At 40.7% G+C, this 13,295-nt stretch carries 13 protein-coding genes; 8 read left to right on the forward strand and 5 right to left on the reverse strand.

The genetic code is table 11. The features are described 5' to 3' along the window. Nucleotides 1-39 precede the first annotated feature (39 nt). A complete protein-coding gene (locus LEP1GSC060_RS11435) occupies nt 40-744 on the forward strand; it encodes a lysophospholipid acyltransferase family protein (RefSeq protein ID WP_003004263.1) in 705 nt (234 codons plus the stop codon). A 24-nt stretch (nt 745-768) separates the two neighbouring features. Here LEP1GSC060_RS11435 and dapF read toward each other — a convergent pair whose 3' ends face one another. Beyond that, complete coding sequence (gene dapF / locus LEP1GSC060_RS11440) at nt 769-1,614, reverse strand: diaminopimelate epimerase (protein WP_003004928.1); 846 nt, start codon at nt 1,612-1,614, stop codon at nt 769-771. A gap of 148 nt (nt 1,615-1,762) precedes the next feature. On the opposite strand from dapF, the gene LEP1GSC060_RS11445 reads away from it, so the two are divergent. Continuing rightward, nucleotides 1,763-2,614, forward strand: coding sequence for a class I SAM-dependent methyltransferase (locus tag LEP1GSC060_RS11445; protein WP_003004493.1), 852 nt, complete (start codon nt 1,763-1,765; stop codon nt 2,612-2,614). On the opposite strand, the gene LEP1GSC060_RS11450 is transcribed toward LEP1GSC060_RS11445, so the two are convergent. Beyond that, on the reverse strand, nt 2,603-3,352 hold the full coding sequence (locus LEP1GSC060_RS11450; protein WP_036096305.1) for an HAD family hydrolase: 750 nt from the start codon (nt 3,350-3,352) through the stop codon (nt 2,603-2,605). The genes LEP1GSC060_RS11445 and LEP1GSC060_RS11450 overlap by 12 nt on opposite strands. Nucleotides 3,353-3,446: 94 nt before the next feature. Between LEP1GSC060_RS11450 and LEP1GSC060_RS11455 the strand changes: the two genes are divergently transcribed. From LEP1GSC060_RS11455 to LEP1GSC060_RS11465, 3 genes are all read left to right on the forward strand, one after another. Next, complete coding sequence (locus LEP1GSC060_RS11455; RefSeq protein ID WP_003004382.1) at nt 3,447-5,087, forward strand: NAD(P)-binding protein; 1,641 nt, start codon at nt 3,447-3,449, stop codon at nt 5,085-5,087. Then, nucleotides 5,084-6,190: a hypothetical protein gene (locus tag LEP1GSC060_RS11460; RefSeq protein WP_003004729.1), complete on the forward strand. Its 1,107-nt coding sequence runs from the start codon at nt 5,084-5,086 to the stop codon at nt 6,188-6,190. The genes LEP1GSC060_RS11455 and LEP1GSC060_RS11460 overlap by 4 nt, the downstream gene beginning before the upstream one ends. A gap of 93 nt (nt 6,191-6,283) precedes the next feature. Next, complete coding sequence (locus LEP1GSC060_RS11465) at nt 6,284-6,652, forward strand: VOC family protein (protein WP_003004518.1); 369 nt, start codon at nt 6,284-6,286, stop codon at nt 6,650-6,652. A gap of 131 nt (nt 6,653-6,783) precedes the next feature. Here the strand turns inward: LEP1GSC060_RS11465 and LEP1GSC060_RS11470 are convergent, their stop codons facing one another. Both LEP1GSC060_RS11470 and LEP1GSC060_RS11475 read right to left on the reverse strand, forming a co-directional pair. Continuing rightward, nucleotides 6,784-6,993 carry a hypothetical protein gene (locus tag LEP1GSC060_RS11470; protein WP_003004233.1) on the reverse strand — a complete coding sequence of 70 codons (210 nt, stop codon included), beginning with the start codon at nt 6,991-6,993 and terminating at the stop codon, nt 6,784-6,786. Between the two features lie 144 nt (nt 6,994-7,137). Beyond that, nucleotides 7,138-7,866, reverse strand: a complete 729-nt coding sequence (locus tag LEP1GSC060_RS11475) for an LIC10067 family putative lipoprotein (protein ID WP_036096233.1) — start codon at nt 7,864-7,866, stop codon at nt 7,138-7,140. A 98-nt stretch (nt 7,867-7,964) separates the two neighbouring features. Here LEP1GSC060_RS11475 and LEP1GSC060_RS11480 point away from each other — a divergent pair, with 98 nt between their 5' ends. The 3 genes from LEP1GSC060_RS11480 to LEP1GSC060_RS11490 all read left to right on the forward strand — a co-directional run bounded on the left by LEP1GSC060_RS11480 (nt 7,965) and on the right by LEP1GSC060_RS11490 (nt 9,817). After that, a complete protein-coding gene (locus LEP1GSC060_RS11480) occupies nt 7,965-8,747 on the forward strand; it encodes an enoyl-CoA hydratase-related protein (protein WP_003004453.1) in 783 nt (260 codons plus the stop codon). Then, a complete protein-coding gene (gene dcd / locus LEP1GSC060_RS11485) occupies nt 8,748-9,269 on the forward strand; it encodes a dCTP deaminase (protein WP_003004184.1) in 522 nt (173 codons plus the stop codon). Between the two features lie 77 nt (nt 9,270-9,346). Then, nucleotides 9,347-9,817: a DUF2147 domain-containing protein gene (locus LEP1GSC060_RS11490; RefSeq protein WP_036096235.1), complete on the forward strand. Its 471-nt coding sequence runs from the start codon at nt 9,347-9,349 to the stop codon at nt 9,815-9,817. 252 nt (nt 9,818-10,069) lie between these two features. On the opposite strand, the gene LEP1GSC060_RS11495 is transcribed toward LEP1GSC060_RS11490, so the two are convergent. Beyond that, nucleotides 10,070-13,270, reverse strand: a complete 3,201-nt coding sequence (locus LEP1GSC060_RS11495; protein ID WP_003004538.1) for a SpoIIE family protein phosphatase — start codon at nt 13,268-13,270, stop codon at nt 10,070-10,072. Nucleotides 13,271-13,295: the final 25 nt, after the last annotated feature.

Consider the following 13,295-nt stretch of genomic DNA (forward strand, 5'->3'; position numbering starts at 1 on the left):
AATAACCGCCCTCATCGCAACGATTCGAGGGAGTAAATCATGGAAAAGGAAGCTCAAACATATCTCAGACTGAAGCAGTTTGTGGCCCCTTTTTTGGGTTTTGCCGTTAACATCAACGCTTATGGCACGGAACACATCACCCGAGAAGGTAAGTTAATCCTTGTTAGTAATCACAGATCCGATATGGATCCGTTTATTCTTTCCTATACTTTTCCTCGATATATTTCCTGGATTGCCGCGGATTATACGTTTCGAATTCCGATCTTCAAAGACTTAGCCAAGTTGGCCGGAGGAATTCCGATGGCGATCGACGGAAAAATTTCCATGGCAAGTATCAAAATGGTGCAGCAGGTTTTTAAGAGAGAAGGTGTTTTGGGAATCTTTCCGGAAGGCCACGATTACATGGTTCAAAACGACTTCTCCGCGCCGATGGTACGATTTCACGAAGGTTTTGCGGCGTTCTCGATTCGAAACAAAGTCGATATTCTTCCTTCGGTAATCGTTCCGATCGAAGAAAGTTACTCCGATATTCCGATTCCTTCCTTAGTTCGTTCTTTTATGGGAATGCCGAAAGAAGTCTGTGATATCAAACGAAGATCCATTTACAAAAAAGTCCGCGTTCTTTACGGACCTAAAATCGATCATAGACCTTATCTCGAAGGAAAATTGGAAGACAATCTCAAAAGACTTTCAGACGAGGTTCGAGTGAGAATGGAAAGTTTACAAAAAACGGAAGTTGTTTAAATTATATTCGAAGTTTAGAATTTTCTAAACTTCGATTTCTCCCGAAAAAATTTCACGAGCCGGTCCGGTCATCAAAACGTTTCCCGATTCCTGCCATTGAATCCTAAGAGTTCCACCCCTTAAATCAATCTGAACATCCTTTCCGGATCTTCCCGTTAAACTTCCGGCAACCATAACCGCACAGGCTCCGGTTCCGCAGGCAAGGGTTTCTCCGGCTCCTCTTTCCCAGGTTCTTTGATACAGATGATCCTTTCCGCGAACGGTCACAAACTCAACGTTCACTCGTTTCGGAAAGATAAAATGGCGTTCGATCAAAGGTCCGATTCCTCTTACGGGAAATTGATCGGAATCTTCGACAAAGATCACACAATGTGGATTTCCCATACTGACCGCGGTGAATTTTAAATCTTTGTCCCCAATCTCAAGCGTTTGATCAACGATGGTTTCTTCATTCTTCCAAATGACTGGAATCTGAGACGGAACAAGAATGGGTTTTCCCATATCCACGCTGACGAGATCCACTTTATTGCCCGATCCGATTTTCAGATCCACTTCGAGGACTCCGGCGCCGGTTTCAATTTTCGGATTTTTAGAATTCGTCAAACCGTGATCGTAGATGTACTTGGCAACGCAGCGGATTCCGTTCCCGCACATCTCGGAAGAACTTCCGTCCGAGTTGTACATATCCATCATAAAGTCGCCTTGTTTTGAACCGCGGATAAATATAACCCCGTCGCTTCCGATTCCGAAATTGCGATCGGATATTTTTTGAATCTGTTCCGGAGTCAGACGGATATCGGTCTGAGTTGAATCGATGTAAACGTAGTCGTTACCGATTCCTTCCATTTTGGTAAATTTAAGCGCTGCCACGGAAACTCCTGAGATGAATTGAGTTCTATATTTTCTTAGACTGTTACCCGAGGAAATTCAAAAACAAGAAAAAGCCGCGTACTTTTTTCTGGCTTTTTCGACTTCAAACAAAGATGTTGAAAATGCGACGATTCGTCCGGGGGTTTTTTTGAACCGAACCTGTTATCTCTGCTCAAGCTCTCAAAATTCCACGGTTTTTGTGGAGAATGGAATCGATATCGTCCGTTGTTCAAACTGCGGTCACGTTTTTTCCACGTACGAACAAGATGAACACTACGAAGGTTATTGGGACGACGACTCTTCCTATGATCTCGGATGGTGGGATCACGCTCACAGAGAAATCTATCAGGACTTTATCGATGAATTTTTAACCGCGCCTTCCGGCAAAATCTTAGATGTGGGTTGCGGGCTCGGTTTTTTTGTTAAACGAATTACGGACCAAAAATCGGGTTGGGACGCTACGGGTTACGAAATATCCGAAAAGGCGGTTCAATTTGCCAAAGATAAAAACGGATTGAAAAACGTTTTCCCGGGAATCGTTCAAAACTCGGGGATCGCAAAAGGCTCCCTGGACATCATCACTCTCTGGGACGTGATCGAACACATTCCGAAACCTCATAGTTTATTAGAATATTTGCATTCTCTTTTAAAACCGGGCGGAATTCTTTTTTTACAAACGCCCAATTTTCCGATCCAACTTTTTAAAGCGAAATTAAAAGTGATGTTGAAAGGTATGAGACCCGACGGTCACTATCTCGAAGCAAAGGATCATATCAACGACTATACTGAAAAAACGATGAAAATGCTCGCAAAACAAACCGGGTTTGCGGGTTGCAAGTTTACGATTCTCAAACCGATCGCTTTCGTTTCAGGGAGTCAAGGCGGAAGTTTCGGTTCTCTTTTTAAAAAAGTTTATTATTATGCGACTAAAATCTTTTGGTTATTCAGTTTTAAAACTATAAACTTGAATAACACGTTATTCGCCGTTTTAAAGAAATAATTTCAATGTCTTTCTAAGATCGTTCGTTTCCAAATAAGAATATTCTTGTTCGTTGGAACCGACTTCAAACGTGATTTTTCGTTTTTCCGGATCGTTTTGTTTTTTTGAAAAAATAGACGTGATATGGATCGCAGGAATTCCGTAACGAAGCGCGCCTTCCACGTCGTCTTTTAGAGAATCTCCTACCATCGCAACCGCCGCCTCGCCGTTTACGAGTTCCTTAGCCATAAAAAAGAATTCTTCCGAAGGTTTTTCCTTTCCAACTTCTTCCGAACTTAAAATCGAATACGGAAATTTTTTAGGAAACAAGAGATTCAGTTTAATCAACTGAGTTCTCAGATTTTCATTCGTGCAAAAAAGAAGTTTATGTTTTTCTGAAATTGTTTTCAAAAGCGCAAAAACTTCGTTATATTCTTTTTCGTATTTTTTTTTACGAACTTGAATCCCTTCTTGAAAGGATCGAAAGTAATCGTTTTCTAATTTTAAAATCCACTTAGGGTCCAGAGTTCCCCATTTAGACAAACACATTTTTTTGAAATAGATTAAACGAAGACGATTGGAAGGAGAATCTCGTAATTGCGACTTTGTTTCCTTTCTCGCGGCCTCGTAGAATTCTGAAAATTCTTTCGTTGATGAAAATCCGTATTCTTTCGCATTTTTACAAAGTTGTCGAATCGTCGTTTCGTAGATTCCGATCGAATCCAAAAGAGTATTATCAAAATCCAGAAAAAGAGCCATTCCTTGCAAAAGAATCTTTGCGACTTCAAACGCAATTCTTTTACTCCATTTTTCCTTGCAGGATTGGAGATTCCCTTCAATCTTCCCAACAAGTATGAACGACAATCCAGAAATCATTTCCCGAAAATCCTTTCTTGCAATTTTAGGTTTTTGTTTTTCGGCGCTCGTGAGTGGAATTTGGTTTTTAAAATTCAGACAAAAAATTTCCGGAAACATTCTCGGTCCCGACCCGGAAGTCGGACATAGAATTCGAAAAGATATCGAATCGAACGTAACGTCTAACGTAAATCTTTCGATTTCCGAAACGGTAAAAGTGTTGATCTTAGGCGGAGGAATCTCCGGACTCAGCGCGGGTTATTATCTTCAAAAATCAGGATTTGATGAGTTTAAAATTCTCGAATTGGAAAATGACTCCGGTGGAAATTCGAGATCGGGAAAAAATTCAATCGGTTCTTATCCTTGGGGCGCGCATTATTTACCACAACCCGGAGAAGAAGCGATCCTCGTTCGTAAGTTTTTAGAAGAAAACAAAATCATCGTGGGTAAGGATAAAAATGGAAAGCCCGTTTACGACGAAAGATTTCTTTGTTTTGATCCCGAAGAAAGAATTTTTTATCAAGGAAGATGGAACGAAGGTTTATATCCCGCAGGAACACCCGGGTCAACGGCCGCAAACGAAGAACAAAAATTTAAAAAACTCGTTCTGAATTGGAGATCCAAAATCGGAAGAGACGGTAAAAAAGCGTTTTCGATTCCGGTCGATTTATCCTCCAGAGATCCGGAGATTTTAAAACTGGATCAAATTAATTTTTTTGAATATATCAAAGAACAGGGGTTCAAAACCAAAGAATTATTTTGGTTTTTGGATTATTCCGTTAGAGACGATTTCGGCGGCTCCTTAAACACCGTCTCCGCATGGATCGGCCTGCATTATTTTTGTTCTCGTCCCGTGGATAAAAACGGAGAGGACTTAACCCTTCTCACCTGGCCGGAAGGAAACGGTTTTTTAGCGGAAAAATTAAGATCTCCGATCCGATCCAAAATTCAAACCGCGACACTCGTAGAAAAAGTAAAACCGTCCGATTCAAAGAAAGGTCGATTCGAAGTTCGGATTTATAACCCATCCGTAAAGGAACAAAAAAACATTCTCTGCGATTCGATCGTTTACGCTCTTCCGTCTTTCACTCGAAAGTACATTCTCGGTGAGAAGTCGAACGTCACGGACGGACTGATTTATTCTCCTTGGCTCGTCGCCAACTTGAGTGTGGATAAAATCCCGACAGGAAAAGGAATTCCTCCTTGTTGGGACAACGTGATTTATCAAAGTCCGTCTTTGGGTTATATCGTATCCACACACCAGGATCTGCGCGCGGGCAGGGAAGAGTCCGTTCTCACGTATTACCAAACCTTCGGTGAAAAAGATACGGTTTCCACACGCAAAAAAATGATGAGAACTTCTTGGTCCGATTGGAAGGAATCGATTTTGTCCGATTTAAAAAAAGCTCATCCGGACATCGAAAAGAGAGTCCGAACCCTCGACGTGATGACCTACGCACACGCAATGATTCGCCCCGTTCCCGGACTACTCTGGGGAGGACAAAGGGAAAAACTTTCCATCTCCTATCCGAATCTCCATTTTGCTCACTCGGATCTCAGCGGAATTTCGATTTTCGAAGAAGCCTTGATACGAGGATACAACGCGGCCAATAAAGTTCTCGGAGAACAAAAAATATGAGTTCCAAAGGTTGGATCTTTAAACCCTCCCTTGATCTGACTTTCATCATTCTTCCCGGGATCGTTTCCGTATTATCCTTATTTATATTAAGAGAATGGAATATTATTCCTTTTGAAATCGGTCCTTGGACTTGGTTCTGCACGGTTTTGTTAATCGATGTGGCCCACGTATACTCGACTCTCTTTCGATCTTATTTCAATGTGGAAGAATGGAAAGGGAAAAAAAATCTTTTGATTACGGCGCCGATCGTTTGTTTTTTGTTTTCCGTTTTTTTGTATTCTTTCGGAACGATTTGGTTTTGGAGAATCATGGCTTACGTCGCCGTGTTTCATTTCATTCGACAACAGTTCGGATTTTTGGCTCTTTATCGAAGAAAAACTACTTCGGTTCAAATTCCTTTCTGGCTCGATAAAATTACGATCTATTTGATGGGCGGTGTTCCGATCGTATACTGGCATCTTACCGATCAAAAGAGAGAATTTTCTTGGTTTATGGACGGGGATTTTTGGACGTACCCGCTTCCTGCTTTGGCAAACGTATTACTTTGGTTTCAAAAAATTTGGCTTTGTCTTTATATTCTCGCTCATGTATATTATTTCGTAAAATATCGTTCCTTACCTTTGGGAAAAATTTTACTCGTACTGAATACTTGGGTCGTTTGGTATTTTGGAATCGTTTACTTCAATTCCGATTTTTCTTTTACGATTACGAACGTAATCAATCACGGTGTTCCCTATATCTTTTTACTTTTTTATTACACGGTTCAAAACGTTTCGGAAATCAAAGTAAAAACGTTTCAAACCGGATCTTGGATAAAAATTCTTCTCTGCTTTTTATGTGTTCTATTCTTGTTTGCTTTTGCGGAAGAATGGACCTGGGACAGTTTCATTTGGAAAGATCATTCTTCCATTTTTAAAAACTCAAGTTTCTATTCCTTCGAACTTCCCGAATTCGCTTCGGCACTTTTGATTTCCTTACTTTTTCTTCCTCAGTTTACTCATTATGTTTTGGATGCGTATCTCTGGAAGATCGGAAAACACAATCCAAGACTCTCTCACTTTTTTGAGATTTCCGAAAAGGACTACAAAAACGCGTTTTTTTGAAATTCTATCACATTCGAAACCGGTTTTAGTTTTTAAATAGACAATCCAGGTTTTCCTTTCACAATGACGAAAAAGTTAAACAGGAATGGATCCATGATTATCGTTGAAGGAATCGACTATTTCTTAATACCTGCGGAGAATCCGGAAGTCTCTGCGAAGTTTTATTCTGATATATTCGATTTTGAATCGGTAGATGAAAAATCCGGCGAATACGTGGTGATGGGATTGGATACGATCAACATCAAACTTCAGAAAATTTCCGGCTTCAAAAACTCCCTAGGAGAGAACAAAATTCCAGTTCTCAGTTTTGTTCTGGATGTGGATGATTTTACCGAAGCGATTGCGGAATTGGAAGAAAACAAAATATCGATCGTTCGCGGACCTGAGACCAACAATACCGGCGAATTTTTACATTTCTTAGATCCATCCGGAAACGTTTTAGAGATTAGTTACAAAGACTGACCAAAAAACTCGAACTCAGAAAATGTGGGAACTCACACATTTTGAATTGTGAAAATACTTTCGTACATAAAAAAAGCCTCTCTTTGAGAGGCTTTTTTATTCTCTAAAGTTCCGAACCATTTCCTCCCGGTTCAGCCTACTTTATCGATAAAAGTACCCTTAACCTTGTAGAAATCCCCGTTTTGACCGGCCTCAACCGCAAAGGCTCTCTTGTCTGAAACGTTAGCCTGCTTATTTTCATAAGGCTCGACGCGAACCATCCCTTCTTCTTTAGGGATTTTTCTTGTATCCTTGACTCCTTTTTCCGGAAGCCCTAGCTGAACGGAGGAAACTACCTTCATGATACAACTCCTAATCGAACTCTAACAGATTTATGAAAAAAAACCAAACATTTTTTAATGAGAATTTGATCGGATACTAAGATTCCTAACGTTCGACCATAAGTTCCGTAAAATGTGGGAGCTCCCACACTCTGAAAGGTTCACTCATTGAAAACCGATCTTACAACTTCCTTTTGCAGTCGTGATAAAATACTGAACCGCGTAATTATCCGTAAAATTGATGGTCGGATTGAAAACGGGAGCCGTAAACGTTCCCAGAGTTGAAGCAGTACAATTCGTCGAAAAATATTTCACGCTGATCAAGTTATCACATTCGAAAGTAAGAATCGTTCCTCCCGCCTCTCTCAAATTGGAACGAAACGCTTTTGTGGAATAATCTTCCGTAAATCGGATCGTCTGCGAATCGGGATAGTTAATGGCCGTTTCGTCTCCGTAAATATTACCGTAAGCCTTATAACAATCCACATAAAATCTTCTGGCGGAACAGTTATAGCCGTCGGTTCCGTAGACGGTGTCACAAACTCCGTCCGCCTTAGACACGGTTAAAAATCCAGCAGTCGTCCCCGTCGGAATCGTCGTGATGATTTCGGTCGTCGTTACGGAAAATATCGTACCGGAAAGTCCGTTAAATTTCACGATCGTTTCCGTTCCATTCGGTGTGAAATTCCTTCCTTTGATCGTGATCTGAGTCCCCGTATAAGAAACTTCGTCTGTTTGAGGAGGGGACCCGGCGGGAGGATCCACTACGGTGATCACAGGACTTCCTAAACCAAGTCCCACTAATAAATCGTTATTTGAATCATTTTTATCACATTGAAAAAGGAAAAGAAATAGGAGGAATGTTAAAAGAATTTTTATCGATTTATGTAGCATAACTTACTTAGTTTGAAAAATTTACGATGGGCAATCTAATTTACCGGGACAAAAAGGTTTCGGCAAGAATTATTCTACTGAAAAAATGACACATTGAAATGATCGAATCCTCCACAGTATCGTATTCTACGGAACAAGAAATTGCGGTCTTACTCCTCAACAGGCCGGAAAAAAGAAATGCAATCAGCAAAGAACTTCTTTCAACACTTCATAAAAACATTTTAAAAGCAAAAAAGGAAAAATCCGTTCGAGCTCTCGTTCTAGGTGGAATCGGACCGTCTTTTTGCGCGGGCGCCGACTTAAAAGAAAGAACCGTCATGTCTCCCAAAGAAGTGAAACGTTTTTTGGAAGATCTTAAAAATTGTTTTTTGGAATTGGAAAATTTTCCACATCCGACCGTCGCCGCATTGGACGGGGACGCTTTCGGAGGCGGCTTGGAACTTGCGCTTTGTTGCGATTTCATTCTTCTTAAAAACGATATCCGAATCGGACTTACGGAAACACGTTTAGGAATCATACCCGGAGGCGGAGGAACTCAAAGACTTCCGCGAAGAATCGGAATCGCCAAAGCCAAAGAAATGATTTTTACGGGTAAGACCATCGACGCAGAAACCGCTTTGAGTTACGGACTCGCAAATTCAATCTGGCACGATTCTTCTCTTCCCGCCGCAAAGATGTTAGCCGAGGACATTGCATCTCATTGCGCGCCTATCGCACTTCAGCTTGCAAAGAAAGCAATCGCGGAAGGTTATGGTCAGGATATACAAATGGCTCTCAAAACGGAGAGTAAATATTACGATAAAACCTTAAAGACCGAAGATCGGTTGGAAGCACTCAAAGCATTTCAAGAAAAACGAAAACCGATCTTTAAAGGAAGATAAATGATTCTTACAGGAAAAGAAATTCAAAAACGAATCGGTCAAGATATCGTAATTACTCCCTACTCGGAAAAACAACTCAATCCAAATTCCTACAATCTAAGACTTCACGAAGAACTTTTGGTTTATACGGAACTTCCTCTGGATATGAAAAAACAAAACCCCGCTGAAAAGCTGACCATACCGGAAGCCGGCCTCTTACTAAAACCGGGCGTGTTGTACTTGGGAAGAACCTTGGAATTCACCGAAACACATCACTTAGTTCCGATGCTCGAAGGCAGATCCTCCATCGGAAGACTGGGTATGCTTGTTCACGTAACTGCGGGATTTGGAGACGTGGGTTTTAAAGGATTTTGGACTTTGGAAATTTCCGTCATCCAACCTCTTATCGTTTATCCCGGCGTTGAAGTTTGTCAAATTTTCTATCATACTCTTGAAGGACCAATAACGGAATATACATCCGGAAAATACCAGGCCAATCAGGGAATCCAACCTTCGATGTTATATAAAGATTTCGAGAAATAGAAATCCTTTTCTTTTTTGTTGACTTTCTCCGTGTTCTTTTCAAAATTTTGACCGCAAAACACTTTTTGGAGAATGGAATGAATCAGTTTAGAATGATCGCAATTTTTCTTGCGTTCGTGTTGATTTCGGCGCCTGCGTTTGCCGGTGAAGAAGATGCGGTTCTTGGAAAATGGTTGACCAAGGACAAAGACGCTCACGTTGAATTGTATAAATGCGGAGCTAAAATTTGCGGAAAACTCGTTTGGTTGAAGGAACCCGTTTATCCTGCCGGTAGTACGGAAGGAACTCCGGGTTCACCAAAAGTAGATATTCGTAACAAAGATGAAAGTCTCCGTACACGTCCAGTATTAGGTTTGGTTTTTCTTACGGGCTTCAGTTATGATGGAGAACAAGTTTGGTCAGGCGGCCGAATTTACGATGCAAAAAGCGGTAACACATACGACGGAAAACTTACTTTAAGGGGAGCTGAAAATTTAGATCTGAAAGGCGGTTATAAAGTAGGTTTTATGATGATCGGAAAAGAATCAGCCTGGACCAGAGTAAAATAAAACTTCTCAAGTTTTTAATTTCCATCAAAAGGAACGTTAAACAATCTTTTGTTGCAAAATTAAAAAACTCTCCGATCGATCGACGGAGAGTTTTTTAGAACTTATCTCAAAACTTTCGAATTCTTTCTACATTCATTTTTATATTTTTTGAAACTTTAGAAGAAGTTCCAATTTAAAACTTGTCCCGAAACATAAAACAATCGTAAAGTTTTGCGGCCATTCCGATGAAATCGGATGGCTTGAGGCAGATTCTTAAATCTTATCTTCGATTTTTCTAAGAATCTTTTTGGCGTTTTCGTTCTGAGGATCCAAATCCAACACCCTAATTGCAATGTCTTTAGCTCGAATAAATTCGTTTTGAAGTCGATATAAATCCGAAAGATTGACGAGATTGTTTGTGTTATCCGGTTGTTTTGCCAGAACTTTTTCGGAGGCCGAAATCGCTTCGGACAATCTCCCTAATTTTTTGTTCGCAATGGAAAGATAATACCAGTATTCGCTCAACTCGGGATCCAATTCGAGATACTTTTCTAATACTTCCACCGCTTTTATATAGTCCTTGTCCTTAAAACTCAAAAGCCCAAGCAACTTGATTACTTTGGAATCTTCGGGAATTTTGGAATAAAGATCCGAAAGTTCATCAATCGCTTCTTTTACGTTTCCGTCCTTATACAACTGCCGCGCGTGAGAATAAGATAGACTCCAATCGCTTTCTTTATCGTTTAAAGAAATATTTCCCGTATTATCCGCCGTCTCTAAAGAACTTCTTTCCGGATTCAATTGAGGAATTCCATACTCGATTTTCAAAAGAGAAAGATCGTCGGTAATCTCCCCGTTCTTATAGATCAACTGTTCGATCTGTTCTAGGTTCCCCTTTCCCATCTCCACGGTTTTTAAAAAAAGAGTTTCATCTTCGTTGATCGTTCTGGTTTCCTGATCGGGAGTAAGATCCAAATCGTCCTTACCGTCCGAACCCACGATCAAAACATCCCCTTCTTTTAAGGTCGTTGTAAAAACTTGAAAGGGGTATTCCGATTCCAAACCGATCTTACGGAGCATTAAAGAAGAATCCAAAAAGCTCGCCTTTCCGTCCCGATACAAAATCGTAAAAGGATGTTCCGCATTGAAATAATAAGTTTTACCGGAATTTTCTTCGATTAGAAAGAAGGATGCCGAAATCACCATACTGCCGTTAAACGATTTAAAGACTGCGTTTACTTCCTCATACGTTTCCGTAAGCCATTGTTCCGGAGACATATCAAGAATCCGATCGTCCGCAGCGGAACGAGCCAGAATAGAATTGACGACAACTCCCATAACCAGAGCGCCTCCCGCGCCCTGCATCGACTTACCCATCGCATCGCCGTTCATCGCAAAGACATATCGTCTGTAATCGGAAGCGGTTCCTAAACGCAGATTCCCGGTTACACAAATATCACCGCCTAAGTCGGCTCGTTTCCCTCTAAATTCGAACTGCTTCTTTTGTCTGAGTAAAAATTGAGTAGAAATCCGATCCGACTTACTCGCATCGTAGTTCAAAGGTTTTGCCAAAAGGGACGTCAAAAAATAATCCCCGTCTTGTTGCACCTTGAGTCTCTGAAACTCCTCGATTTTTTCGGATAACTCTTCCGTTCTCAGACGAACTTTTGTGGCGAGGTGTTCCGCATAATCCTGAAGTTCCTTTCTGGCGTCGCGAATCGATAAGACCATGTTATTAAACGAATCCGCTAAAAATCCGATCTCGTCCTTAACACGGATCGGAACTTGGACTTCAAAATTTCCGCCGTTTACTTTTTTAACGCCGTTTAATAAATCGTTTAACGGAGAAACGAGGCTTCCCCGAAAAAAAAGAGGAAATAAAAGAATGATCACGACGATCACCACTCCGAGAACTATGATTTGTTTTAACGCGGTAGGATGCATAAACTCTCGATAGGCTCTGTAAGAGAATCCGACTTCGCTTACGTTATTCTTTTCTCGATCGTATTTGATAAATCCTATGTAATGAAGGCTATGATCTTCCACGTCCTTCTTACGATAATATCTCGTAAGAGAAGGAACAAAAGGGCGAAAGTAGTTTAAAACTTCCTCCTTGAGTTGAGTCGGGCTTATATCTTTGCCGTCCCATTTACAGGAACTCCAACGGGATTCCAATGAGGTTCGGAACATCTTTACTTCTTCGGCGCTCTCCAAATAACTTTTTCCTTTGTCGCAAAAATCTTCCGCAAAAATATTATCCAGTTTGTTTGAAGCCACGAACACATGTAGTCCCAATCTGGATAACTCCTTACTCAAAGCGAGTTTGAGAGTCTTATTTTCCAAATCGGGGTGTTCTTTCAGGAAGTTTACGATCGAATATTTATATCCTCCGAAGTTTTCGTAAGAACGGTCCATAAGTTTCAAAAGCGATTCCCTAAAACCTATTTCAGAAAGATCGAATATTTCCTCGTATAACAACGTATTCTTAAAATCGATTTCGATCCGTTTTTGATCCGGATGAACTTTAGGATCGTATTTATCCCTATCGAAAGAATTCCCGGCCTTATTCCATTTGATTATATAAGAGATTCCTCCTTTGACACTCCCTCCTTCCAATGCTTTTTCCATATGAATCCGACTCAGAGCATCGTATTCGGATTCTTTATCCTGGTTGGAAATATAAACCAAAGCTTGCATGATGATCAAGACGGTTACGAACGTAATTCCGACGATCTTGAGCATGAAAGAAGTTTTTTCTACGGAGAAATTCAGATATAAAATGAGAATGATAAAGAACGCTACCATAAACAAAAGAACGATTGAAGTAAGATAGATCGATCTCTCGATATAACCGTCTCTACTCAAAAGATTGGCGATTACCGGAACGGTTCCTCCGATTAAAAAGGACATCAGAAACGCGAAGATGATCCATCTGGTTTTTCCTCTAAGATGAATCATCCTCCAGATCGGAATCGCGAGAAAGTTGATGAACACGTAACTGAAGATGATGATCGCAATCGTTCTACTTACATTTTCCGCGTTAAAATCCCAATGATGCGCGGTGAAGTGATATTTTACCGAAGCGTTCCAAGTGGAAAAACAGAAATAGCCGACTGAAATTACGGCAATTACCCACAATACGATCATAGTCATTCGATTGAATTTCGGAAAATCGTTTTCGGGATAACGAGCGACGAACTGTCCGATATGCAAGATTGCGGGAAGAATTAGACCCACAGTAATCCAACGATGATACGCGGCGAAAGGATGATAAAGAACCGCCGCAAATACATAACCGAATTGGAATATTCCGAGGAGGAAAGACCCGATCGCCAAGTGTTTGGTGCTGGATACTTTTTTATCGATAAAAAGAAAAACGCCGGAAATCAACATGGCGGCTAAAAACGATAATAAACTCCCAAAAGAATAGTAATTGAGTAGTACGTTACTCCAGACGGATCCTGTTTCATCCATAACTTAATAAACCTTTCTTTTAGAA

The sequence above is a fragment of the Leptospira weilii serovar Ranarum str. ICFT genome (genome assembly GCF_000332415.1).
GTDB lineage: Bacteria > Spirochaetota > Leptospiria > Leptospirales > Leptospiraceae > Leptospira > Leptospira weilii_A.

Bases quoted from the DNA above. Each gene is read 5' to 3' on its own strand.
- LEP1GSC060_RS11435 (WP_003004263.1), top strand. From the start codon at position 40: ATGGAAAAGGAAGCTCAAACATATCTCAGACTGAAGCAGTTTGTGGCC.
- LEP1GSC060_RS11450 (WP_036096305.1), bottom strand. From the start codon at position 3,352: ATGGCTCTTTTTCTGGATTTTGATAATACTCTTTTGGATTCGATCGGA.
- LEP1GSC060_RS11455 (WP_003004382.1), top strand. From the start codon at position 3,447: ATGAACGACAATCCAGAAATCATTTCCCGAAAATCCTTTCTTGCAATT.
- LEP1GSC060_RS11460 (WP_003004729.1), top strand. From the start codon at position 5,084: ATGAGTTCCAAAGGTTGGATCTTTAAACCCTCCCTTGATCTGACTTTC.
- LEP1GSC060_RS11465 (WP_003004518.1), top strand. From the start codon at position 6,284: ATGATTATCGTTGAAGGAATCGACTATTTCTTAATACCTGCGGAGAAT.
- LEP1GSC060_RS11470 (WP_003004233.1), bottom strand. From the start codon at position 6,993: ATGAAGGTAGTTTCCTCCGTTCAGCTAGGGCTTCCGGAAAAAGGAGTC.
- LEP1GSC060_RS11475 (WP_036096233.1), bottom strand. From the start codon at position 7,866: ATGCTACATAAATCGATAAAAATTCTTTTAACATTCCTCCTATTTCTT.
- LEP1GSC060_RS11480 (WP_003004453.1), top strand. From the start codon at position 7,965: ATGATCGAATCCTCCACAGTATCGTATTCTACGGAACAAGAAATTGCG.
- dcd (WP_003004184.1), top strand. From the start codon at position 8,748: ATGATTCTTACAGGAAAAGAAATTCAAAAACGAATCGGTCAAGATATC.
- LEP1GSC060_RS11490 (WP_036096235.1), top strand. From the start codon at position 9,347: ATGAATCAGTTTAGAATGATCGCAATTTTTCTTGCGTTCGTGTTGATT.
- LEP1GSC060_RS11495 (WP_003004538.1), bottom strand. From the start codon at position 13,270: ATGGATGAAACAGGATCCGTCTGGAGTAACGTACTACTCAATTACTAT.